The sequence below is a fragment of the Streptomyces sp. WM6378 genome (assembly GCF_001279695.1).
Taxonomy (GTDB): Bacteria; Actinomycetota; Actinomycetes; order Streptomycetales; family Streptomycetaceae; genus Streptomyces.
The window spans coordinates 54,073-76,946 of sequence record NZ_LGDD01000166.1; the positions used below are offsets into that span (position 1 = coordinate 54,073).

The following is a 22,874-nucleotide window of genomic DNA, read 5'->3' on the forward strand; positions in this document are numbered from 1 at the left end:
CCTTGAGGGGTTTGGTAGACGCCGTTGTCTGCCGGGGTGGTGCAGAGCAAAGCTGGCACAGCATGGGATGGGGCACCGCGCTCACTACCAGTGTGCGCGGTGCCCCGGGGCTTCGTCCCGAATGAACCGGGAACTAAAGCGTACGAAACTACTTCAGGCCGGGGTACAGCGGGTGCTTCGCGGCCAGAGCGGACACCCGGGCGGCCAGCGCGTCCTTGTCGAAGTCCGGCTTCAGGGCCTCGGCGATGATGTCGGCGACCTCGCGGAAGTCGTCGTCACCGAAGCCGCGGGTGGCGAGCGCCGGGGTGCCGATCCGCAGACCCGAGGTCACCATCGGCGGCCGCGGGTCGTTCGGGATGGCGTTCCGGTTGACCGTGATGCCGACCTCGTGGAGGCGGTCCTCGGCCTGCTGGCCGTCCAGCTCCGAGTTGCGCAGGTCCACCAGGACCAGGTGCACATCGGTGCCGCCGGTCAGGACGTCGACACCGACGGCCTTCACGTCGTCCTGGACCAGGCGCTCGGCCAGGATCCGAGCGCCGTCCAGGGTGCGCTGCTGGCGCTCCTTGAACTCCGCGGAGGCCGCGACCTTGAACGAGACCGCCTTGGCCGCGATCACGTGCTCCAGCGGGCCACCCTGCTGACCGGGGAAGACCGCCGAGTTGATCTTCTTGGCGAGCTCCTGCGTCGACAGGATGACACCGCCGCGCGGACCGCCGAGGGTCTTGTGCGTGGTGGTGGTCACGACGTGGGCGTGCGGCACCGGGTTGGGGTGCAGACCCGCGGCGACCAGGCCGGCGAAGTGCGCCATGTCGACCATCAGGTACGCGCCGACCTCGTCCGCGATGCGGCGGAACGCGGCGAAGTCTAGCTGGCGCGGGTAGGCGGACCAGCCGGCCACGATCAGCTGCGGCTTCGACTCCTTGGCGAGGCGCTCGACCTCGGCCATGTCGACCTCGCCGGTCTCGTCGACGTGGTACGGGACCACGTTGTAGAGCTTGCCGGAGAAGTTGATCTTCATGCCGTGGGTCAGGTGGCCGCCGTGGGCCAGGTTCAGACCCATGATCGTGTCGCCCGGCTTGAGCAGCGCGAACATCGCGGCCGCGTTGGCCTGGGCGCCCGAGTGGGGCTGCACGTTGGCGGCCTCGGCGCCGAAGAGCGCCTTGATGCGGTCGATCGCGATCTGCTCGACCACGTCGACGTGCTCGCAGCCGCCGTAGTAGCGGCGACCCGGGTAGCCCTCGGCGTACTTGTTGGTGAGGACCGAGCCCTGGGCCTCCATGACCGCGACCGGAGCGAAGTTCTCCGAGGCGATCATTTCGAGGGTGGACTGCTGACGGTGGAGCTCGGCGTCGACGGCGGCGGCGACGTCCGGGTCCAGCTCGTGGAGGGGCTGGTTCAGAAGCGACATCAGACGATCCCTGTATCCCTGTGGTCTCTAGGTCAGCTGGCGAAGTCGGTGTACTCGTCGGCGGAGAGCAGGTCGCCCGGCTCGTCCGTGACCTTCACCTTGAACAGCCAGCCGCCCTCGAACGGAGCGGAGTTCACCAGGGCCGGGTCGTCCACGACGTCCTGGTTGGCGGCGACGACCTCGCCGGTCACGGGGGAGTACAGGTCGCTGACCGACTTGGTGGACTCCAGCTCGCCGCAGGTCTCGCCCGCGGTCACCGTGTCACCCACCCCGGGAAGCTGTACGTACACGACGTCACCGAGCGCGTTGGCCGCGTGCTCCGTGATGCCGACCGTCGACACGCCGTCCTCGGCGTTCGACAGCCACTCGTGCTCCTTGCTGTAGCGCAGCTGCTGCGGGTTGCTCATGACCTGAATTCTCCTGTACGCGGGGGAGTGCTGATGACGGGGTCTCGAAGAGTGTCTCGGACAGTGAGACGAGAAGGGCGGTGCCGCAGGGACGCGCGGGTCACTTCTCGCGCTTGTAGAAGGGCAGCGCAACGACCTCGTACGCCTCGTGCGTCCCGCGGATGTCGATGCCGACGCCGGCGGTGCCGGGCGCGGCGTGCGCGGCGTCCACGTACGCGATGGCGATCGGCTTGCCCAGGGTCGGCGACGGGGCGCCGGAGGTGACCTCGCCGACGACCTCGCCGTCGGCCACGACCGAGAAGCCGGCGCGGGGCACCCGGCGGCCCTCGGCGATCAGGCCGACCAGCTTGCGCGGCGGGTTCGCGGCGGCCTTCTCGGCGGCGGCCTCCAGAGCCGTACGGCCCACGAAGTCGCCGTCCTTCTCGAACTTCACGACCCGGCCGAGCCCGGCGTCGAAGGGGGTGAGCTCCGTGGTCAGCTCGTGCCCGTACAGCGGCATGCCCGCCTCCAGGCGCAGCGTGTCGCGGCAGGACAGGCCGCACGGCACGAGACCCGCGTCCTGGCCGGCCTCGGTCAGCGCACGCCACAGCGGCTCGGCGTGCTCAGGGGCGACGAACAGCTCGAAGCCGTCCTCGCCGGTGTAGCCGGTGCGGGCGATCAGGGCGGGGACACCGGCGACGGTGCCGGGCAGGCCCGCGTAGTACTTCAGGCCGTCCAGGTCGGCGTCCGTGACGGACTTGAGGATGCCGGGGGACTCGGGGCCCTGCACGGCGATCAGCGCGTACGCGTCGCGGTCGTCGCGGACCTCGGCGTCGAAGCCGACCGCGCGCTCGGTGATCGCGTCGAGCACGATCTGCGCGTTGCCCGCGTTCGCGACGACCATGTACTCCGTCTCACCCAGGCGGTAGACGATCAGGTCGTCGACGATGCCGCCGTCCTCCTGGCAGATCATCGTGTACCGGGCGCGGCCGGGGCCGATGGTGGCGATGTTGCCGACCAGGGCGTAGTTCAGCGCCTTCATGGCCTCGGGGCCGGTGACGGTGATCTCGCCCATGTGGGACAGGTCGAAGAGCCCGGCGCGGGTCCGTACGGCGGTGTGCTCGTCGCGCTCGCTCCCGTACCGCAGCGGCATGTCCCAGCCCGCGAAGTCGGTCATCGTGGCGCCCAGCGAACGATGCAGTGCATCGAGGGCGGTGAGGCGGGGGGCGTTGCTCATGGATGTGGCTCCAAGGTCCCGGGGCATGACGGTCGAGGACATCCTCCCCATCTGTCATCGGAACCTGAGAGGTTCACCGGCACGCGTTGCGCGGCACGGCTTGCACCTTGGGTGGGGACGCCCGGCAGGGGACGGCCCGCTTTTCAGATCTGCCTCGTCCGCGCGGTACGGGGCCTGAGAGATTCAAGGGAGGAACTTGCTCCTTCGGCGCCCCAGCTCACAGCTGCTGAGGACTCTCCCGCGCGGATTCGAACGGCCGGTATGCAGTTGGCGCGCACATCATTGCACGCATCCCGGAAGCGTCACATCGCCGGTGACCCATTACCGTCTCTTTACACTTCGTGGGCAGGGGTCGCGGGACCCGAACAGGGGGGAGTGCCATGACGGTTGGACGGAACACGGGCCAGGTGCGGGAGGTCCCCGCGCCAAAAGGCCCTGGGCATCAGGCGGCGGGAGGACAGACACGGCCGGTGGTGCGGGATCTGCGCGGTCGGCCCGAGCGCACGCCGCCGGAGCTGGTCTTCGACGCGGGCGACGTCGTGGTGGTGTCGGGCTTGCCCGGCAGCGGCAAGACGACGCTGATGCGCCGCGCCGTCACCGACCGCCGCATCGACTCCCAGGACACTCGCCTCGCCTGGCAGCGCCGGCTCCCCGGCATTCCGTACGCCCTGTACCGCCCACTGACCCGGACCGCCCACTTCGCCAGGACCTGGTGGGCGCTGCGCTCCGGAGACAGCCTCGTCGTGCACGACTGCGGTACGCAGGCGTGGGTGCGGCACTGGCTGGGCCGGGGCGCCCGGCGCAGGGGACGCGCGCTGCGGCTCGTCGTGCTCGACGTGCCGGCCGGCACCGCTCTGGAGGGCCAGGCGATCCGGGGCCGCTGGGTGTCGAAGTACGCCTTCGCCCGGCACCGCGGCGCGGCCCGCCGCCTCATAGCCCAGGTGGAGGCCGGGCGGCTGCCGACCGGCTGTGCCAGCGCGGTCCTGCTCGACCGGGAGTCGGCCACCGTGCTGCGCCGGATCGGCTTCTCCGAGTAGCGCCCCCTGGCGCGCGCCGGGCCCTTTCCGGGCACCCTTTCCCCCTGTCGCACCCTCGGCGCTAGGGTCGTGGGGCACGGCAGCAGTCGGGGGAGAAGGACGGCACATGAACTTTCCGGAGCAGGCATTCGCGCATCCGCACGGCGGCGGAGGCTGGCCGGGCAACGAGCTCGAAGAGACACTGGCGGCGGCGCTCGGTCACGCCGACGCGGGCCCCCGCCTCATAGAGGTGCTCGGCCGCAGCGTCGTATGGGTGCCGCTGCCCAACGGCGGCAGCCAGGACAGCGCCGACCTCGACCTGCCCACCATGCAGCTCGACGGCGCCCCCTACGTCCCCGTCTACAGCTCCGAGCAGCAGTTCCGGCAGTGCGTCGGCTCCCACATGTCGTTCGCGGTGGCGCCCGCCGTCGAGTTCGCCCGCGGGCTCCCGCCGCAGCTCGGGGTCGTGGTCAACCCCGAGGGCGCGGTCGGGATGCCGCTGCCCCCGCCCGCCGTCGCCGAGCTGTGCCGCACCGGGCGTACCGCCCTCGACGGACCCGCGTCCGGCGCCCGGGTACGCCTCTTCGAGCCGGACTGGCAGGAGGACCCGGTGGACTTCCTGGGCGCGGCCTCCCAGGAGTTCGAGGCGACCGGCGTGGTGCTCAGCGCCCGCCGCGCGCTCGCCTCCATCGAGGGGGATTCGCCCACGCTCTTCATCGCAGTGGAGTTCTCCACCTGGGACGGGGCGGGCCGCAACGCCCCCATGGAGGCGCTCGGCCGCGCGCTCGGCCGGGTCCCGGTCGGCTGGCCGGTCAACCTGGTCCTGCTCGATGTGACCCAGGACCCGGTCGCCACGTGGATGCGCGAGCGGGTGCGACCGTTCTACACGCGGGCCCAGTAGCAACCGCCGGGTGCGTCGCGGCACGTCCCCGCCGGGTCATGGCGGTGTCTGTACGGCGGCTTAACCTGGTTTCATGACCCTTGCATCCCCGCAGCCGCACGCGTGTGCCCGGGGCTGCGGGGCGGCGCAGGCGTCGGCACGGTGGATCGAAGAGGGGCGGGACCCAGGGTGAGCGCGTCAGGCACCGCGGCGGCCGGGCAGGTCGAGCACATGCTGCGCCAGGTGACGCCCGGGCGCTACGACGTGTACGAGGCGCTGCTCCACGCCCTCGCCGACCCCGCGACCGGCCGGCTCTGGATGCTGCTGTGGAACGGCCGGCCGGGCTCCCCGGACGCGCAGTACGGAAACATGGAGGTCGACGGCGTCGCGTACGCGCCCTGTGTCACCTCCGCGCAGGAGCTCTCCGCGAGCGGCTGGAACCGGGCGCACGAAGTGACCGGCGCCCTGGAAGTCGCCCGCGCCCTCTACCCCGACCGGTACGGGATCTGGCTGAATCCGCACGCCCCCGGCGGCGGCGTCGGCATCCCCTGGACCGATCTGCGGCGGATCGCCACGGGCCTGGACCGGATGCCGGCCGGCCCGCTCCGCCTCTCCGAACCAGCCGTGGAGATCCCGCAGTTCTACGCCCTGCTCACGCAGCACGCGCACCGCACCCCGGCCGTGCGCTCGCTGCGCCGGGCCTGGGTGCAGCCCGCGCTCGGCACGCCGTACCTCGCCATCGGGCTCGACCTCTACGACACCGGCCCGCAGTCGGTCGACGCGGTGCGGGCGATGATGCAGCAGTCCGTCACCGCCGTGCCGGACGGGCTCGCGGTGTCCACGGTCGCGATGTCGGACGAGTACGACCCGGTCGGCATGTGGCTGAAAGCCAACGCCCGGCCGTTCTACGACCGCGAGGCGCACGCCGCCCCGGCCCCCGGGACCGCCGGGTACGGCTACCCGCCGGCCGCCCCGCGCACGTACTGAATCCGGCCCCGCGCGGCACACCAACCGGGACAGACCCCGGCAACTTCCCCTTCGCGTAAGGGGAATGTCCGTTCTGATGGGGCGAAGACCGCAATAGTCCCGGACGCCGCTTGCGCCCCAACTTCCCCATGTCCGCCCCTGGTTCACCCGCGTCCGGATAACGGAAACCCCCTCTCCGCATCACGTTTGCGCATACTTTCGCCGTCAGGTCTGGCGGGTGATCGCGAGGCCATTGAAGACTCCCGGCATGCAGGGCCGTTCGGGCCCTTGTGCGAGCAGCTCGACCCGCTGCTTGGTGTCGCCCTCCGCTCGCACTGCTGATGGGAACGCGCCGCTACAGCGGCAAGTGCGGGCCGGTCACCGCCGGTTGAGAGGGGTCCTTGCCACGATGACGGCACCATTGCACGACACACCCGCCGACGCGGACCCGACCGCGGACATCAGTGTCACGCCCAGCGGCGAGACCAGAGCGGTCGAGGGGCGGTCGCTGGGCCGTATCGCCTGGAACCGGCTGAAGAAGGACAAGCTCGCCCTCACCGGTGGCATCGTTGTCGTGTTCCTGGTCCTCGTCGCGATCTTCGCGCCGTTGATCGTCGACGCGTTCGGACATCCGCCGGACGACTTCCACGAGGACCAGATCGACCCGCTGCTCTCCACGCCGATCGGCAGCTGGGGCGGCATCAACTCGCACTTCCTGCTGGGAGTTGAGCCGGTCAACGGCCGCGACGTGTTCAGCCGGATCGTCTACGGAGCGCGGATCTCGCTGCTCGTGGGCTTCCTCGCGGCGGTCTTCGCGGTCCTCGTCGGCACCGTACTCGGCGTGATCGCCGGCTACTTCGGCGGCTGGCTCGACGCGATCATCAGCCGCGTGATGGACATGCTGCTCTCCTTCCCGCAGCTGCTCTTCATCATCGCGCTGATCTCCGTGGTCCCCACCCAGCTGTTCGGGCTCAGCGGCACCGGGGTCCGGCTGCTCGTGATGATCCTGGTCATCGGCTTCTTCGGATGGCCGTACGTCGGGCGCATCGTGCGCGGCCAGACGCTGTCCCTGCGCGAGCGCGAGTACGTGGAGGCGGCGCGCAGCCTCGGCGCCGGGCGCGGCTACATCCTGTTCAAGGAGCTGCTGCCCAACCTCATCGCGCCGATCACCGTCTACATGACGCTGATGATCCCGACGAACATCCTCACCGAGGCGGCGCTCAGCTTCCTGGGAGCGGGCGTCAAGCCGCCCACGGCCTCCTGGGGGCAGATGCTGTCGACGGCGATCGCGACCTACCAGTCCGATCCCATGTTCATGATCATCCCGGGTCTGGCGATCTTCATCACCGTGATGGCGTTCAACCTCTTCGGCGACGGCGTCCGCGACGCCTTCGACCCGAAGGGCACCCGCTGATGCGGGAATTCGAAGACTCCGGCCCGGCGCACCGCACGGGCCGCGACACCCAAGACGCCCACTACGGAGGAAGCGAGATCGTGACAACCCTAGGTTCATCAAGGCGAAAGACGGTCGCCGGCGCGGCCATCGTCGTTGCGGCTCTGCTGTCCACCGCGGCCTGCGGCGGGGGCGGCGGCAGCGCCAAGGGCAAGGGCCCCGGCTTCAACGCCGCCAACAGCAAGCTCGCGAACGCGTCGACGAAGAAGGGCGGGGAGCTCAAGTTCGTCGGCACCCAGGACGCCGACTCGTGGGACCCGCAGCGCGGTTACTACGGCTTCATGTGGGACTACGCGCGCTACTACACGCGCACGCTGATCACCTACAAGCCCGCCCCGGGCAAGGAGAGCGAGACGCTGGTCCCGGACATCGCGACCGGTCTCGCGGACGTCTCGGCGGACAAGAAGACGTACACGTACCACCTGAAGGACGGCGTCAAGTGGGAGGACGGCAAGCCCGTCACCTCCAAGGACGTCAAGTACGGCATCGAGCGCATCTGGGCGCAGGACGTCATCTCCGGCGGCCCCGTCTACCTGAAGGACGTCCTCGACCCCACCGGTGAGTACAAGGGTCCCTACAAGGACACCTCTCCCGACAAGCTGGGTCTGAAGGCGATCGAGACGCCGGACGACAAGACCATCGTCTTCAAGCTGCCGGCGCCCAACGTCGACTTCCAGCAGATGCTGGCCATGCCGTCGGGCTCCCCGGTCCGCCAGGACAAGGACACCCAGTCGAAGTACGGTCTGAAGCCGTTCTCGCTCGGCCCGTACAAGTGGGAGTCCTACGAGCCGAACAAGTCCATGGTCCTGGTCCGCAACCCCAACTGGGACCCGAAGACGGACGACGTCCGCAAGGCACTGCCGGACAAGATCAGCCTCACCCTGCTGACCAGCGCCGACGACATGGACAGCCGTCTCATCAACGGTGACTACGACGTCGACCTCAACGGCACCGGCCTCAGCCCGGCCGGCCGCACCAAGGCGCTCCAGCAGGACAAGGGCAACGTCGACAACCCGGACACCGGCTACATCCGTTACGCGGTCTTCCCGCAGACGGTGGCTCCGATGGACAACGAGCACTGCCGCAAGGCCGTCATCTACGGTTCCGACCACAAGTCGCTGCAGACCGCCCGCGGCGGCCCGCAGGCCGGCGGTGACATCGCCACCAACATGCTGCCGCCCATCATCAGCGGCTCGGACCCGAAGTACGACCCGTACGGCGTGACCCAGAACGACGGCGCGGCGAACATCGCCAAGGCCAAGGAAGAGCTCGCGGCCTGCGGCAAGGCGGGCGGCTTCTCGACCACCATCGCGGTCCGCAACAACAAGCCGGCCGAGGTCGCCACCGCCCAGTCGATGCAGGCCGCGCTGGCCAAGGTCAACATCAAGGCCGACATCGACCAGTACGACGGTTCGCAGACGACCGGCATCATCGGCAACCCCGAGGTCGTCAAGAAGAAGAACTACGGGATCATCATCATGGGCTGGGGCCCGGACTTCGCGTCCGGCCAGGGCTTCCTGCTCCCGCTGGTCGACTCCAAGTTCATCCTGTCGAACGGCAACAACAACTACTCGATGCTGAAGGACCCGGCGATCGACACGCTCTTCGACCAGGCCATCGCGGCCAGCACCCCCGAAGAAGCTGCCGGGCTCTACAAGCAGATCAACCAGAAGGTCTCCGAGCACGCCGTCTACCTTCCGTTCGTCTTCGAGAAGAACGTCAAGTGGCGCAGCTCCCGGCTCACGAACGTCTACACGACGACCAACAACAACGGTTTCTACGACTACGCCTCGCTCGGCGTCGAGAAGTGACCGTCGTCCAATCGCTCCGCCGGCGCACCCGCCGCTAGGCACGAAGGGCAGGTGAAGGCCGTCGTGTGACGGGTCGGGGGTACCGCAATCCGGTGCCCCCGGCCCGCCGCCGGGCCGAGAGCAGTGCTCGCATATCTCATCAGGCGGCTGTTCGCCGCCATCGTGATGCTGCTGATCGTCATGCTGGTGACGTTCGGCATCTTCTTCCTGATCCCCAAGTGGACGGGCGTCGACCCGGCCACGATGTACGTCGGCAAGCAGTCCGACTCCGCCGCGCTCGAAGCGGTCCGCGAGAAGCTGGGTCTCGGCGACCCGATCTTCGTGCAGCTCTTCGACTTCGTGAAGGGCATCCTGGCCGGCCGCGACTACACCGGCGGCGGCTCGACGATCCACTGCGACGCCCCGTGCTTCGGCTACTCGTTCCGCAACGAGCAGGCCATCTGGCCGGTGCTCAAGGAGCGCTTCCCGGTCACGCTGTCGCTGGTCATCGGCGCGGCCATCCTGTGGGTCATCTTCGGTGTGCTCACCGGCGTGGTGTCCGCACTCAAGCGCGGCTCGCTGTGGGACCGGTTCTCCATGACCGTCGCCCTGGCCGGCGTCTCGCTGCCGATCTACTTCACCGGTCTGCTCTCGCTGGCGATCTTCACGTACGGCCTGCACTGGATCGACGGTCAGTACGTCCCCTTCAGCGAATCACCGGGCGGGTGGTTCAGCGGCCTGATCCTGCCCTGGATCACGCTCGCCTTCCTCCAGGCGGCGATGTACGCCCGGCTCACCCGAGCGACCATGCTCGAAGTGATGGGCGAGGACTACGTCAGAACCGCCCGGGCCAAGGGCCTGAGCGAACCCGCCGTCATCGGCAAGCACGCCATGCGGTCCACCATGGCGCCGATCCTGACGGTGCTCGGCATGGACATCGGCGCCCTCATCGGCGGCGCGATCCTGACCGAGACCACGTACAGCATCCCGGGCCTGGGCCAGGCGGTGCTCCGCGCGATCGGCGAGCGCGACCTTCCGGTGATCCTCGGCGTCACGCTGATCACCTCGGCGGCGGTGATCTTCGCGAACCTCGTCGTGGACCTCCTGTACGCCGTGATCGACCCCCGAGTGAGGCTCGCATGACCGACCTGAACAAGACCGGCGCGGCGGTCGGCGAGCCGGTCGCGGCGGTGCAGCCCTCGGACGCCTTCCTCGACGTGCGCGACCTGAAGGTCCACTTCCCGACCGACGACGGCCTGGTCAAGTCCGTCGACGGGCTCAGCTTCTCCCTTGAGAAGGGCAAGACCCTCGGCATCGTGGGCGAGTCCGGCTCCGGCAAGTCCGTCACCTCGATGGGCATCATGGGCCTGCACACGGCCGGCCAGTACGGCAAGCGCAAGGCGCAGATCTCCGGCGAAATCTGGCTCAACGGCAAGGAGTTGCTCTCCGCCGACCCCGATGACGTACGCAAGCTGCGCGGCCGCGACATGGCGATGATCTTCCAGGACCCGCTGTCCGCGCTGCACCCGTACTTCACCATCGGCAAGCAGATCATCGAGGCGTACCGGGTCCACCACGACGTCGACAAGAAGGCGGCGCGCACCCGGGCGATCGAGATGCTCGACCGGGTCGGCATCCCGCAGCCCGACAAGCGCGTCGACTCCTACCCGCACGAGTTCTCGGGCGGCATGCGCCAGCGCGCGATGATCGCGATGTCCCTGGTGAACAACCCCGACCTCCTGATCGCGGACGAGCCGACGACCGCCCTGGACGTCACCGTCCAGGCGCAGATCCTCGACCTGATCCGGGACCTCCAGAAGGAGTTCGGCTCCGCGGTCATCATCATCACCCACGACCTGGGCGTGGTAGCCGAGCTCGCCGACGACATCCTCGTGATGTACGGCGGCCGGTGCGTGGAGCGCGGCCCGGCCGAGAAGGTGTTCTACGAGCCCCGCCACCCCTACACCTGGGGCCTGCTCGGCTCGATGCCGCGCATCGACCGGGAGGAGACCGAGCGTCTCATTCCGGTGAAGGGCTCCCCGCCGTCCCTGATCAACATCCCGTCGGGCTGCGCCTTCAACCCGCGCTGCCCGTACGCCGATGTGCCCAAGGACAACATCACCCGGACCGTACGCCCCGAGCTGGCCGACGGCGGAAGCGGCCACTGGACCGCCTGCCACATGACGCCGGACGAGCGGGAGCGCATCTGGACCGAAGAGATTGCGCCCAAGCTGTGAGCGAGGACAAAGGCGTGACGGACAACGACGCGGCGATTCCCGCGCAGAGCAAGAGCGCGGCCCCGACCAAGGCTGCGCTCAACAAAGACGCGGCTCCCGGCGAGGTCCTGCTCAAGGTCAGCGGCCTGCAGAAGCACTTCCCGATCCGCAGCGGTGTGCTGAAGCGACAGACCGGTTCGGTCAAGGCCGTCGACGGCATCGACTTCGACGTGCGTTCCGGCGAGACGCTGGGCGTGGTCGGCGAGTCCGGCTGCGGCAAGTCGACGATGGGCCGCCTCATCACCCGGCTGCTCGAACCGACCGGCGGCACGGTCGAGTTCGAGGGCCGGGACATCACCCACCTCGGGGTGCGCGGCATGCGGCCGATGCGCCGCGACGTCCAGATGATCTTCCAGGACCCGTACTCCTCGCTGAACCCGCGGCACACGGTCGGCGGCATCATCTCCGCCCCGTTCAAGCTGCAGGGCGTCAACCCGGAGGGCGGGATCAAGAAGGAGGTCCAGCGCCTTCTCTCGGTCGTGGGCCTCAACCCCGAGCACTACAACCGCTATCCGCACGAGTTCTCCGGCGGCCAGCGCCAGCGCATCGGCATCGCCCGCGCGCTCGCGCTCAACCCGAAGCTGGTCGTCGCCGACGAGCCGGTCTCGGCGCTCGACGTGTCCATCCAGGCGCAGGTGGTCAACCTCCTCGACGACCTCCAGCAGGAGCTCGGCCTCACGTACGTGATCATCGCGCACGACCTGTCGGTCATCCGGCACGTGTCGGACCGGATCGCGGTCATGTACCTCGGCAAGATCGTGGAGTTGGCCGACCGCAAGTCGCTGTACGCGGCGCCGATGCACCCGTACACCAAGGCGCTGATGTCCGCGGTGCCGGTGCCGGATCCCAAGCGGCGCGGCATGAAGAGCGAGCGGATCCTGCTGAAGGGCGACGTCCCCTCGCCGATCTCGCCGCCGAGCGGCTGCCGGTTCCACACCCGGTGCTGGAAGGCGACGGAGGTCTGCAAGACGCAGGAGCCGGTCCTCGTCGAGCTGAAGCCCGGCCAGCGGGTGGCCTGCCACCACCCGGAGAACGCGCCGGACCAGGCACCGGGCGAGGCGGTCCTTCCGGAGGCCAGGGAGTCGGTCGAGATCGTGACGATCGGCGAGACGGCGACGGCGCAGGAGCCTGCCGCATCCGACGCGGCCGAGGAGCCTGCCGCGGCAGAGGCGTCCGACGCGTCCGACGCCTCCTCCGAGGCGGCCGGCGCCGAGGGCGAAACCGGACCGGACGACACCGCTCAGGAGTCAACCGACAAGTAGGGCATGACAGTTCGGCAAAGTCATGTTCATGCCGAAGCGGGAGAGTGCAGAGTCTGCGTGTCCGTACCAACGGCATGCGTTCGAAGGGCAGACTCATGGCACTCTCCCGTTCGGCACGTCGTACCTCCTCCCGGCTGCTCGCGCTCGCCACCGCGGTGGCCGCCGGGCTCACCATCGCCGCCGCGCCCGCCGCCTCGCCCGGCGCCCCGGGCATCGGTGACCCGTACTTCCCCGACCTGGGCAACGGTGGCTTCGACGCCCTCCATTACGACCTCGGGGTGAGCTACAACCCCGATTCGGGGCGCCTGGACGGGCGCACCACACTGACCGCCCGGGCCACCCAGAACCTCTCCAGCTTCGACCTCGACCTCCAGAAGCTCACCGTCGACTCGATCCGGGTGAACGGCAAGCCCGCCGACTTCAGCAGAACCGGCGACGAGATCGTCATCACGCCCCGCCACCGGCTGCGCAAGGGCGAGGAGTTCGAGGTCACCGTCGCCTACGGCGGGGTGCCGCAGGCGCTGAACGGACCCATCGTCTTCGGCTCCGACTACGGCTGGATGAAGACCAAGGACGGCGTGTTCGTGGCGTGCGAGCCCAACGCCGCCTCCACCTGGTTCCCGTCCAGCGACCACCCCTCCGACAAGGCGACGTACGACATCCGCATCGACGCGCCCAAGGGTCTGACCGGGGTGTCCAACGGGCGCCTGGTGGACTCCCATGACAGCGGCGGCCGTTCGTACTTCCACTGGCGCGAGACCAAGCCGATGGCGACGTACCTCGCGACCGCGTCCATAGGCAAGTTCGACGTGAAGACGGGCAAGACGCCCGCGGGCACGCCGATCTACGTCGCCATCGACCCGGTCCTGGCCAACCAGAACACGGTCGACGTGTACGCGGTGACCGCCGAGGCCACCGACTACTGGTCCAAGCTGTTCGGCCCGTACCCGTTCGAGGAGACCGGCGCGGTCGTCGACGACATGCCCGAGGCCGGGTTCTCCCTGGAGACCCAGACCAAGCCGAGCTATTCGGCGGTGCGCAACGAGACGACGATCGTCCACGAGCTCGCCCACCAGTGGTTCGGAGACTCGGTGTCGGTGGCGCACTGGGACGACATCTGGCTCAACGAGGGCTTCGCGACGTACGCGCAGTGGCTGTGGGCCGAGCACCGCGGGACGGCGACGGCCCACCAGTCCTTCCTCAACGCCTACAACTCGCGCCCGGCGTCCTCCGACTTCTGGAAGATTGAGGTGGCCGACCCGCAGCGCGACACGATGTTCGCCTCCGCGGTCTACCAGCGCGGCGCGATGATGCTCCAGGAACTGCGCGAACACATCGGTGACCAGGCCTTCTTCAAGCTCCTCCCGGCCTGGACGAAGCTGCACCGCTACCAGAACGCCGACACCGAGGACTTCATCAACCTGGCCGAGCACATCTCGGGCAAGTCGCTCGACGGCCTGTTCCAGAAGTGGATCTACGACACGGGCAAGCCCGCGCTCTAGGCCTGGCGTGTGCCGAGGGGCACCCCGGGATGCGTAAAAATGCGGGGTGCTTCACGAACTGTTCAGCCCCTCCGTCCAGCACGCGCTGGACCTCGTCGGAATCTTCGTCTTCGCGATTTCCGGCGCCCTGCTCGCCGTGCGCAAGAACTTCGACGTGTTCGGCATCGCGGTGCTCGCCGAGGTCACCGCACTGGGCGGAGGGCTGTTCCGCGACCTCATCATCGGAGCGGTCCCGCCGGCCGCCTTCTCGGACCTCGGGTACTTCGTGACCCCGCTGCTCGCCGCGGTCCTTGTCTTCTTCCTCCACCCCGAGGTGGAGCGCACCCAGACCGCGGTCAACGTCTTCGACGCGGCGGGCCTCGGCCTGTTCTGCGTCACGGGCACGACCAAGGCGTACGACTACGGGCTCGGCCTCACCTCCTCGGCGGCCCTGGGCCTCGCGACGGCGGTGGGCGGCGGCGTACTGCGCGACGTCCTGGCCAACGAGGTCCCCTCGCTGCTGCGCTGGGACCGCGACCTGTACGCGGTCCCGGCGATCGTCGGCTCGACGATGATCGTGCTCTTCATCCGCTTCGACCTCCTGAACGCGACGACGAGCGGCCTGGCGGTGGTCACGGCGTTCCTGCTGCGCATCGCGGCCCTCAAGTACCACTGGCGGGCGCCGCGGGCGTGGAACCGGCGGAGCTCCGCGTTGGAGGAGGCGTGAGTGTTCCGAGAGCCGGGGACGGGACGGAGGCGGGGGACAGGGGACGGGGACGGGGACGGGGGACGCGGGACCGGAAAAGCTACCGCTCAGTAATTTATGGGTGTACGGTGCTGCGCATGGCACAGGCATCGTCACAGGTACTCCCCGCTGCGATCGGGGACAGCGAGTTCGACCGCGACACCGCCGTCACCCTGCGCGAAGCGGGGGTCTATGACGCGGAGCTCTCGGCGGGCTGGACCATCATCCACGCCGTCAACGGGGGCTATCTGCTCGCCCTGCTCGGCCGTGCGCTCGGCGACGCCCTGCCGCACCCGGACCCGTTCACCGTCTCCGCGCACTACCTCACGCCGTCCGTGCCGGGGCCCGCGGTCATCCGCACCCAGGTGGTGCGCACCGGCCGCACCCTCTCCACCGGCCAGGCCTCGCTCTTCCAGTACGACGAGAGCGGCGCGGAGGTCGAACGCATCCGGGTCCTCGCCTCGTACGGCGACCTCGACTCGCTCAGCGACGACGTCCGCACCACGGCCAAGCCGCCCGCGATTCCGCCGCTCTCGCACTGCATCGGCGCGACGGACGCCCCCGACGGCAGCCGCCCGCCCATCCCCGGCAGCTCCGCGATCACCGACCGGCTGATGCTCAAGCTCGACCCGACCACGCTCGGCTGGGCCGTGGGCGCGCCCTCCGGCAAGGGTGAGATGCGGGCGTGGTTCGGGCTCGCGGACGGGCGCGACGCCGACCCCATCTCGCTGCTGCTCACCGTCGACGCGCTCCCGCCCACCTCCTTCGAGCTGGGCCTGAAGGGCTGGACCCCCACGGTCGAACTCACCACGCACATCCGCTGCCGCCCGGCGCCGGGGCCGCTGCGGGTGTCGATCACGACCCGCAACCTGGCCGGGGGCTTCCTGGAGGAGGACGCGGAAGTCTGGGACTCGGCGGACCGGCTGGTCGCCCAGTCCCGCCAGCTGGCGCGGGCGCCGCGAGGTTGAGAGGGCGTTTGCCCACCCGCCCGTTTGTTGCCCGGGGTTGATCGACCCGGGCCGGCCCGGGGCTCCGCCCGGCCCCTATGGGCACTTCGTCCCCAGCGCCACCCGCCGGGGGCCGCGGGCCCCGACCCGCCAACGCACCCCGTACGCCTAGTCCAGCCAGTGCCGGCGCCCCAGCGTCACCAGGCGGAGTTGGGCGCGGGCGGTGGTGAGGACCGACTCCTCGCCGGGTTCGCCGGCCTCCAGGAGGGCGGACGCCGTCATCACCATGTGGTCGACGTACACCCCGGCCAGCATGCGCAGATCCGCCGAAGTCCAGCCCGCCGACTGCGGATCCGCGCCGAGCGCCTCGGCCACCTCGTCCGCGAAGCGCCGCAGCTGTACGCCGATGGCCTCGCGGACCGGGGCGACCCCGCCGTGCCGTTCGCGGGCGATGAAGCGGACGTGCGCCGGGTGCGTGCGTACATGTGCGGCGATCAGCGCCACCACCCGGTGGATGCGCTCCTCGCCCGCCCCGGTCGTGACGATCGCCGCGCGGATCGTGTCGTGGAGGCTGCCCAGCGCCTGCTCGACCAGGGCCACCCCGAGGTCGGCCGTGTCCTTGAAGTGCCGGTAGAACGCGGCCGGCGCGACCCCCACGGCCCGGGTGACCTCGCGGAGCCCGAGGCTGCTCAGGCTCTGGTGCTCCAGGAGCTGGAGCGCCGAGTCCATGAGGGCCTGCCGGGTCTTCTGCTTCTGGGCCTGCCGGATTCCGAGAGTGTGGCTCATACCACTCAGTAAACAGCTGTTTGCTGAACTTGGGAAGACTAGACTCATCAGTCAGTGAACAGTCGTACTCCCAAGGGTGGTTGGGCCCGCCCGGCCCCGCCGCCCCGCCGCGCACAGAAAGGGATCCCATGCTTTTCCTCGTCGCAGCCCTCCTCCTCCTGGGGGTCGTGCTGGGCTCAGCGGCGCACCTCCCGCTCCCGGTCACCCTCGCCGTCGCCGGTGTCATCGGCGTCTGGCTCATCGTCTTCGCCGCCCGCGAACGCCTCTCGCACCGGAAGGGCTGACCATGGAACTCGCAGCGATCCGACGCCGCACCCTCCCCCAAGCTCTCAAGGAGCAGGGGGGACCCCCACCAGCTCTCAAGGAGCAGGGGGGACCCGCACCCCGTGACGCCGATGGGATGGCCGTCGCGGCCTTCGTCCTCGGCCTGCTCGGGCTGCTCGTCATGAACCTCGTCCTCGGCCCCACCGCCATCGTCCTTTCCTCGCTCTCCCTCCTGTACGGGACCAAGCGGCGCGGCCGGGCCCTGCTCGGGCTCGCCCTGGGCGTGGCCGACCTCGCGGTGCTGCTCGCCCTGGTCCTCGCCGACCACACCGTGTCCTGGGGCCTCGGCGGCTGAACCCCGCCCCGGCCCTGGCCGGATCTGCGGCACGGTCCGCCCGGCGCGGCTCGTAGAATCGGGCCCACCATGGCTTACCTCGACCACGCCGCGACCACTCCGATGCTCCCGGAGGCGGTCCAGGCGCTGACCGCCCAGCTGACCGCCACCGGCAACGCGTCCTCGCTGCACGCCGCCGGACGGCGGGCCCGCCGCACCGCCGAGGAGGCCCGGGAGGAACTCGCCGAAGCGCTCGGCGCCCGCCCCAGCGAGGTCGTCTTCACGGCCGGCGGCACCGAGGCCGACAACCTCGCCGTCAAGGGCCTGTACTGGGCCCGCCGGGACGCCGACCCGCGCCGCGTGCGCGTGCTCGCCAGCCCCGTCGAGCACCACGCCGTGCTCGACGCGGTGCACTGGCTCGCCGAACACGAGGGCGCCACCGTCGAGTACCTGCCCGTCGATCCGTACGGCCGGGTGCACCCCGACGCCCTGCGCGAGGCCGTCGAGCGCAACCCCGACGACGTCGCCCTGGTCACCGTGATGTGGGCCAACAACGAGATCGGCACCGTGCTGCCGGTCGCCGAACTGGCCGCGGTGGCGCGGGAGTTCGGCATTCCGATGCACGCGGACGCCGTCCAGGCCTTCGGCCAGCTCGACGTGGACTTCGCCGCGTCCGGCCTCGCCGCCATGACCGTCTCCGGACACAAGATCGGCGGCCCGTACGGCATCGGCGCCCTGCTGCTCGGCCGCGAGTACACCCCCGTACCCGTGCTGCACGGCGGCGGCCAGGAGCGGCACGTGCGCTCCGGCACCCTCGACGTCCCCGCCATCGCCTCCTTCGCGGTCGCAGGTCGGCTCGCCGCCGAACGGCGCGGCGCGTTCGCCCAGGACATCGGGGGACTGCGCGACCGGCTCGTCGAGGCCGTGCGCAAGGCCGTGCCCGACGCGATCCTCGGCGGCGACCCGAGCCCGGCGGGGCGCCTGCCCGCCAACGCCCACTTCACCTTTCCCGGTTGCGAAGGCGACTCCCTCCTCCTGCTGCTCGACGCGCAGGGCATCGAATGCTCCACCGGCTCCGCCTGCACCGCGGGCGTCGCCCAGCCCAGCCACGTGCTGCTCGCCACCGGCACCGACCCCGACCTGGCCCGCGGCACCCTGCGCTTCTCGCTGGGCCACACCTCCACCGAGGCCGATGTCGAAGCGGTCGCCGACGCGATCGGCCCCGCGGTCGAACGGGCCCGCACGGCAGGGCTCGTCTGAGCCACCGTCCCCAGAACGCGGCCGCCCCCGCGGCTCAGGCCCGGCCGGCCGCTCCGACCAGCGAGATGTAGCGCGGCCAGTCCCAGTGCGGACCGGGGTCGGTGTGATCGGTGCCGGGCACCTCCAGGTGCCCGATGATGTGCGTCCGGTCGACGGCTATTCGATAGCGGGCGCAGATCGCGGCCGTGAGGCGGGCCGACGACGTGTACATGGCGTCCGTGAAGGACGACGCCTCCTCGACGAAGCCCTCGTGCTCTATGCCGACGCTGCGCTCGTTGTACTCGCGGTTGCCCGCGTGGAAGGCCACGTCCAGCTCCCGCACCGTCTGCGCGATGTGCCCGTCCTTGCCCACCACGTAGTGGGCGGCGGCCTTGTTGTCCGGGTCCTGGAACGTCTTCAGGGCGCTGTCGAAACTGCCCTGCACGACATGGATCACCACCCGGTCCACCCGGTAGTCGTCCGGCCGGTCGGCCATCCGCCAGTTCGCCGACGCCGCCGCCACCCACTGGGCGCCCGCGTAGTCCACCGCCCCGGCCTTGCGCGGCTTGTGCGGCCGCGCCTGCGGCTTGTTCAGATATCCGATGGTGCCGAGCGCCACCACCGCGCCCCCGATCAGCAGCCCCCTGCGGCTGGTCGCCATACGCCCCGCCCCCGTCCCTCCCCGTACCGCTCCCCGCGAGGTCCCCACCGCACCCCTCGGGCCCCTGGGGATCCCGGACCGGTGCCCTCTGAGATCCACAACGGATACTCCCGCGCCCCGGGTTCCCGATCCCACGTACCCTTACGAGTGCTATGACTCAGACTTCGACGCAGCCCTCGCCGATGACCTCCCCGCGCCCCCTGCGCGTACTCGCCGCCATGTCCGGCGGCGTGGACTCCGCCGTCGCCGCCGCCCGGGCCGCCGAAGCCGGCCACGACGTCACCGGCGTGCACCTCGCGCTCTCCGCGAACCCCCAGTCCTTCCGCACCGGGGCCCGCGGCTGCTGCACCATCGAGGACTCCCGGGACGCCCGCCGCGCCGCGGACGTCATCGGCATCCCCTTCTACGTCTGGGACCTGGCGGAGCGCTTCCGCGAGGACGTCGTCGAGGACTTCATCGCCGAGTACGAGGCCGGCCGCACCCCCAACCCGTGCCTGCGCTGCAACGAGAAGATCAAGTTCGCGGCGCTGCTCGACAAGGCCCTCGCGCTCGGCTTCGACGCGGTGTGCACCGGCCACTACGCGACCGTCGTCCTCAACGAGGACGGCACCCGCGAGCTGCACCGCGCCTCCGACATGGCCAAGGACCAGTCGTACGTCCTCGGCGTGCTCGACGAGCGCCAGCTCGCCCACGCGATGTTCCCGCTCGGCGACACCCTCACCACCAAGGACGAGATCCGCGCCGAGGCCGAGCGCCGTGGCCTGGCGGTCGCCAAGAAGCCCGACAGCCACGACATCTGCTTCATCGCCGACGGCGACACCCAGGGCTTCCTCGCCAACCGCCTCGGCAAGGCGGAGGGCGACATCGTCGACGAGTCGGGCGCGAAGATCGGCAGCCACGAGGGCGCCTTCGGCTTCACCATCGGCCAGCGCAAGGGCCTGCGCATCGGCCACCCGGCCGCCGACGGCAAGCCCCGCTACGTCCTCGACATCTCCCCGGTGAACAACACGGTCACCGTCGGCCCCGTCGAGGCCCTCGACGTCACCGCCCTCGGCGCGATCAAGCCCCGCTGGTGCGGCACGGCTCCGGTGGGCCCCGGCACGTACACCGCCCAGCTGCGCGCCCACGGAGGCGAGACCGAGGTCACCGCGGAGCTCGTCGACGGCGTCCTGAACGTGACGTTCGCCGAGCCGGTCCGCGGCGTCGCCCCCGGCCAGGCGATCGTCCTGTACGACGGCACGCGCGTGGTGGGCTCGGCGACGATCGCGACGACCGAGCGGGCCGCCGCGAAGGTCTAGAAACGCCCGCTTCGAAGCGGGCGCCCAAGGGGGTGCCCGCTTCAAAAAGGGAAAGCGACTCCTAGACGACCCGCAGCACGAGCTTGCCCTGGGTGCGGCCCCGCTCGCCGTACTCGTGCGCCTTGGCCGCGTCCGTGAGTTCAAACACCGAGTCGATCTCGGCGCGCAGCCGGCCCTCCTCGACCAGTGCGGCGATCGCCCGCATGCCCGCGTAGTCCGCCTCCACCAGCGTGAATCCCGCACGGATGCCCAGCTCGGCCGCCTCCGCGAGCAGCTCGTCCTCGTCCGGGGACGCGATCGAGACCAGGACGCCGCCACGGCGCAGCACCTTCAGGGAGCGGCTGCCGTACGCGTCGCCGATGGGGTCGAGGACGACGTCCACGTCCCGCACCGCCTCGGTGAAGTCGACCGCGGTGTAGTCGATCACTTCGTCCGCGCCGAGACCGCGCACGAAGTCGTGCTTGGCGGCGCTCGCCGTGCCGATGACGTACGCGCCGCGCGCCTTGGCGATCTGCACGGCGAGGTGGCCCACGCCGCCCGCCGCGGCGTGGATCAGCACCCGCTGTCCGGCGGCCAGCCGGGCCGTCTCGACGAGCGACTGGTACGCGGTGAGCGAGGCCAGCGGCAGCGCCGCGGCCTGGATGTGGTCGATTCCGGCGGGCTTGGGCACGAAGTGCCGGGCCGGGGCGGTGACGTACTCGGCGTACGCGCCCGCCTGGTGGGGGAAGCGCGGCATGCCGAACACCTCGTCGCCGGGCCGGTACAGAGTGACGCCGAAGCCGACCGCCTCGACCGTGCCGGACACGTCCCAGCCGAGGATCGGCGGCGTGCCCATCACCGCGAGACCGCCGCTCGCGCGGACCTTCCAGTCGGCGGGGTTGACGCCGGCCGCGTGCACCCGGACAAGGATCTCGGCCGGGCCCGGTTCGGGCCGCTCGGTCTCGATCTCGGCGAGCACCTCGGGGCCGCCCCATCGAAGGGGGCTGATGGCGCGCATGGTCTGGGACATGTCTGATCCTTTTCGGGGTGTTTCCGCTGGTGGGAGCACCAGCCTGCACCCCGGACGGCCATCGTGGTGCTGGCCGTTTGGCCATGATGTGACAGAATCTGGCCATGGCTGTACGACGGAAAGTCCACCGTGTGGCGGTGCTCGCCCTCGACGGAGTTGTCTCCTTCGAGCTGGGCATCCCCTCGCGGATCTTCGACACCGCCAGGGGACCCGGCGGCGAAGCCCTCTACGAGGTGACCGTCTGCACCGTCGACGGGCGGCCGGTGCGCACCGAGGCCGGATTCTCCGTGGCCGTCGAGCACGGGCCCGAGGCGCTCGCCGCGGCCGACACCGTGGTGATCCCGCCCACCCACGACCTCGGCGCGATGGCCGACGGCGGCCCGCTGCCCGAGCCCGTGGCCCACGCCTTCGAGCGGATCCGGCCCGGCACCCGCATGGTCTCGATCTGCACGGCCTCCTACGTCCTGGCCGCCGCCGGGCTGCTCGACGGGCGGCCCGCCACCACGCACTGGTGCGACGCCGCCGCCTTCGCGCGCACCTTCCCGCGCATCGAGGTCGACCCGGGCGTCCTGTTCGTCGACGACGGCGACGTGCTGACCTCGGCGGGCGCCGCCGCCGGCATCGACCTGTGCCTGCACCTCGTACGCCGCGACCACGGCAGCGCGGTCGCCAACCGTGCCGCCCGGCACTGCGTCGTCCCGCCGTATCGCGACGGCGGGCAGGCCCAGTACATCGAACGCCCGGTCCCGGAGCCCACGGTGGCCAGCACCGCCGCCACCCGCGAGTGGGCCCTGGAGCGCCTCCAGGACCCGCTCCCACTGGGCGAGATGGCCGCCCACGCGCGGATGAGCCTGCGCACCTTCACGCGCCGCTTCCGAGAGGAGGCGGGCATGACTCCCGGCAACTGGCTCACCGCCCAGCGCCTCGAACTGGCCCGCCAGCTCCTGGAGTCCAGTGATCTGCCGGTGGACCTCGTCGCCCACCGGGCCGGCTTCGGCACCGCCAACTCGCTGCGCCAGCACATGCGTTCCGTCCTGGGCGTGTCCCCGGTCGCCTACCGGCGCACGTTCCAGGTCGGCGCGCGGACCTGAGCCGGGGGCCGTACTACTCGGTGGCGGTCTCCACTTCGTAGAAGCACAGGTGGTCCTTGATCTCGGCCACGTCCGGCTTCGGGTCGGGGTAGTACCAGACGAGATCGGGCGCGTCCGGCAGCGACCAATAGGAGGCTGTTCCCTTGAACGGGCAGTAGGTGTGGGTGTCCGACGGTGTCAAGAGGTCGGTGCGGACGTCCTCGGGCGGAAGGTAGTAGCGGACGGGGAGGCCGGTCTCGCGCAGCAGCAGCGGACGGCTGCTCTCGGCGAGCACCTGCCCGTCGCGAACGACCCGCACGTGCTCGGTGCCCCGCTCGATGGTGATGCGATGTCCAGTCGTCATGA

At 70.4% G+C, this 22,874-nt stretch carries 23 protein-coding genes and 1 riboswitch; of the genes, 16 read left to right on the forward strand and 7 right to left on the reverse strand.

The genetic code is table 11. The features are described 5' to 3' along the window. Nucleotides 1-148: 148 nt before the first annotated feature. The 3 genes from glyA to gcvT form a co-directional block, all read right to left on the reverse strand. Nucleotides 149-1,408, reverse strand: a complete 1,260-nt coding sequence (gene glyA / locus ADK54_RS15500; protein WP_053726214.1) for a serine hydroxymethyltransferase — start codon at nucleotides 1,406-1,408, stop codon at nucleotides 149-151. A 32-nt stretch (nucleotides 1,409-1,440) separates the two neighbouring features. Next, nucleotides 1,441-1,815: a glycine cleavage system protein GcvH gene (gene gcvH, locus ADK54_RS15505; protein WP_053726215.1), complete on the reverse strand. Its 375-nt coding sequence runs from the start codon at nucleotides 1,813-1,815 to the stop codon at nucleotides 1,441-1,443. A 100-nt stretch (nucleotides 1,816-1,915) separates the two neighbouring features. Then, nucleotides 1,916-3,031 carry a glycine cleavage system aminomethyltransferase GcvT gene (gcvT, locus tag ADK54_RS15510; RefSeq protein WP_053726216.1) on the reverse strand — a complete coding sequence of 372 codons (1,116 nt, stop codon included), beginning with the start codon at nucleotides 3,029-3,031 and terminating at the stop codon, nucleotides 1,916-1,918. Between the two features lie 153 nt (nucleotides 3,032-3,184). Next, nucleotides 3,185-3,282, reverse strand: a riboswitch (glycine riboswitch). A gap of 129 nt (nucleotides 3,283-3,411) precedes the next feature. Here gcvT and ADK54_RS15515 point away from each other — a divergent pair. The 11 genes from ADK54_RS15515 (at nucleotide 3,412) to ADK54_RS15565 (ending at nucleotide 15,868) form a co-directional block, all read left to right on the forward strand. After that, nucleotides 3,412-4,068 carry an AAA family ATPase gene (locus ADK54_RS15515; protein ID WP_078966402.1) on the forward strand — a complete coding sequence of 219 codons (657 nt, stop codon included), beginning with the start codon at nucleotides 3,412-3,414 and terminating at the stop codon, nucleotides 4,066-4,068. Between the two features lie 106 nt (nucleotides 4,069-4,174). Continuing rightward, a complete protein-coding gene (locus tag ADK54_RS15520) occupies nucleotides 4,175-4,948 on the forward strand; it encodes an enhanced serine sensitivity protein SseB (protein ID WP_053726218.1) in 774 nt (257 codons plus the stop codon). A gap of 168 nt (nucleotides 4,949-5,116) precedes the next feature. Next, nucleotides 5,117-5,914, forward strand: coding sequence for an enhanced serine sensitivity protein SseB C-terminal domain-containing protein (locus tag ADK54_RS15525; RefSeq protein ID WP_053726219.1), 798 nt, complete (start codon nucleotides 5,117-5,119; stop codon nucleotides 5,912-5,914). A 388-nt stretch (nucleotides 5,915-6,302) separates the two neighbouring features. Further along, nucleotides 6,303-7,307, forward strand: a complete 1,005-nt coding sequence (locus ADK54_RS15530) for an ABC transporter permease (RefSeq protein WP_053726220.1) — start codon at nucleotides 6,303-6,305, stop codon at nucleotides 7,305-7,307. Nucleotides 7,308-7,387: 80 nt separating this feature from the next. Next, a complete protein-coding gene (locus tag ADK54_RS15535; protein WP_053726252.1) occupies nucleotides 7,388-9,157 on the forward strand; it encodes an ABC transporter substrate-binding protein in 1,770 nt (589 codons plus the stop codon). A gap of 123 nt (nucleotides 9,158-9,280) precedes the next feature. Then, the gene (locus ADK54_RS15540) at nucleotides 9,281-10,279 is read left to right on the forward strand and encodes an ABC transporter permease (RefSeq protein WP_053726221.1); all 999 of its coding nucleotides are present in this window, start codon (nucleotides 9,281-9,283) and stop codon (nucleotides 10,277-10,279) included. Further along, nucleotides 10,276-11,373: an ABC transporter ATP-binding protein gene (locus ADK54_RS15545; protein WP_053726222.1), complete on the forward strand. Its 1,098-nt coding sequence runs from the start codon at nucleotides 10,276-10,278 to the stop codon at nucleotides 11,371-11,373. The genes ADK54_RS15540 and ADK54_RS15545 overlap by 4 nt, the downstream gene beginning before the upstream one ends. 14 nt (nucleotides 11,374-11,387) lie before the next feature. Further along, the gene (locus ADK54_RS15550; protein WP_053726253.1) at nucleotides 11,388-12,674 is read left to right on the forward strand and encodes an ABC transporter ATP-binding protein; all 1,287 of its coding nucleotides are present in this window, start codon (nucleotides 11,388-11,390) and stop codon (nucleotides 12,672-12,674) included. 95 nt (nucleotides 12,675-12,769) lie between these two features. Beyond that, the gene (locus ADK54_RS15555; protein ID WP_053726223.1) at nucleotides 12,770-14,176 is read left to right on the forward strand and encodes a M1 family metallopeptidase; all 1,407 of its coding nucleotides are present in this window, start codon (nucleotides 12,770-12,772) and stop codon (nucleotides 14,174-14,176) included. A 46-nt stretch (nucleotides 14,177-14,222) separates the two neighbouring features. Further along, entirely contained in the window at nucleotides 14,223-14,882 is a 660-nt protein-coding gene (locus ADK54_RS15560; protein WP_053726224.1) for a trimeric intracellular cation channel family protein, read from the forward strand. Between the two features lie 116 nt (nucleotides 14,883-14,998). Next, a complete protein-coding gene (locus tag ADK54_RS15565; protein ID WP_053726254.1) occupies nucleotides 14,999-15,868 on the forward strand; it encodes a thioesterase family protein in 870 nt (289 codons plus the stop codon). Between the two features lie 147 nt (nucleotides 15,869-16,015). Here the strand turns inward: ADK54_RS15565 and ADK54_RS15570 are convergent, their stop codons facing one another. After that, nucleotides 16,016-16,633 carry a TetR family transcriptional regulator gene (locus ADK54_RS15570; RefSeq protein ID WP_053726225.1) on the reverse strand — a complete coding sequence of 206 codons (618 nt, stop codon included), beginning with the start codon at nucleotides 16,631-16,633 and terminating at the stop codon, nucleotides 16,016-16,018. A gap of 128 nt (nucleotides 16,634-16,761) precedes the next feature. Between ADK54_RS15570 and ADK54_RS46775 the strand changes: the two genes are divergently transcribed. The 3 genes from ADK54_RS46775 to ADK54_RS15580 all read left to right on the forward strand — a co-directional run bounded on the left by ADK54_RS46775 (nucleotide 16,762) and on the right by ADK54_RS15580 (nucleotide 18,491). Then, nucleotides 16,762-16,917 (forward strand): hypothetical protein, encoded by a 156-nt coding sequence (locus ADK54_RS46775; protein ID WP_189963903.1) that lies wholly within the window; start codon nucleotides 16,762-16,764, stop codon nucleotides 16,915-16,917. Between the two features lie 2 nt (nucleotides 16,918-16,919). Continuing rightward, nucleotides 16,920-17,252, forward strand: a complete 333-nt coding sequence (locus ADK54_RS15575; protein ID WP_234392080.1) for a DUF4190 domain-containing protein — start codon at nucleotides 16,920-16,922, stop codon at nucleotides 17,250-17,252. Between the two features lie 69 nt (nucleotides 17,253-17,321). Continuing rightward, nucleotides 17,322-18,491, forward strand: a complete 1,170-nt coding sequence (locus ADK54_RS15580; RefSeq protein WP_053726227.1) for a cysteine desulfurase family protein — start codon at nucleotides 17,322-17,324, stop codon at nucleotides 18,489-18,491. 34 nt (nucleotides 18,492-18,525) lie between these two features. Here the strand turns inward: ADK54_RS15580 and ADK54_RS15585 are convergent, their stop codons facing one another. Continuing rightward, nucleotides 18,526-19,131 carry an N-acetylmuramoyl-L-alanine amidase gene (locus ADK54_RS15585; protein WP_053726228.1) on the reverse strand — a complete coding sequence of 202 codons (606 nt, stop codon included), beginning with the start codon at nucleotides 19,129-19,131 and terminating at the stop codon, nucleotides 18,526-18,528. Nucleotides 19,132-19,283: 152 nt separating this feature from the next. Between ADK54_RS15585 and mnmA the strand changes: the two genes are divergently transcribed. Then, complete coding sequence (mnmA, locus tag ADK54_RS15590; protein WP_053726229.1) at nucleotides 19,284-20,429, forward strand: tRNA 2-thiouridine(34) synthase MnmA; 1,146 nt, start codon at nucleotides 19,284-19,286, stop codon at nucleotides 20,427-20,429. A 61-nt stretch (nucleotides 20,430-20,490) separates the two neighbouring features. On the opposite strand, the gene ADK54_RS15595 is transcribed toward mnmA, so the two are convergent. Continuing rightward, nucleotides 20,491-21,438: an NADP-dependent oxidoreductase gene (locus tag ADK54_RS15595; protein ID WP_053726230.1), complete on the reverse strand. Its 948-nt coding sequence runs from the start codon at nucleotides 21,436-21,438 to the stop codon at nucleotides 20,491-20,493. A gap of 104 nt (nucleotides 21,439-21,542) precedes the next feature. Here ADK54_RS15595 and ADK54_RS15600 point away from each other — a divergent pair, with 104 nt between their 5' ends. Continuing rightward, nucleotides 21,543-22,529, forward strand: coding sequence for a GlxA family transcriptional regulator (locus tag ADK54_RS15600; protein WP_053726231.1), 987 nt, complete (start codon nucleotides 21,543-21,545; stop codon nucleotides 22,527-22,529). Nucleotides 22,530-22,542: 13 nt separating this feature from the next. On the opposite strand, the gene ADK54_RS15605 is transcribed toward ADK54_RS15600, so the two are convergent. Continuing rightward, nucleotides 22,543-22,872 (reverse strand): DUF427 domain-containing protein, encoded by a 330-nt coding sequence (locus ADK54_RS15605; protein ID WP_053726232.1) that lies wholly within the window; start codon nucleotides 22,870-22,872, stop codon nucleotides 22,543-22,545. Nucleotides 22,873-22,874: the final 2 nt, after the last annotated feature.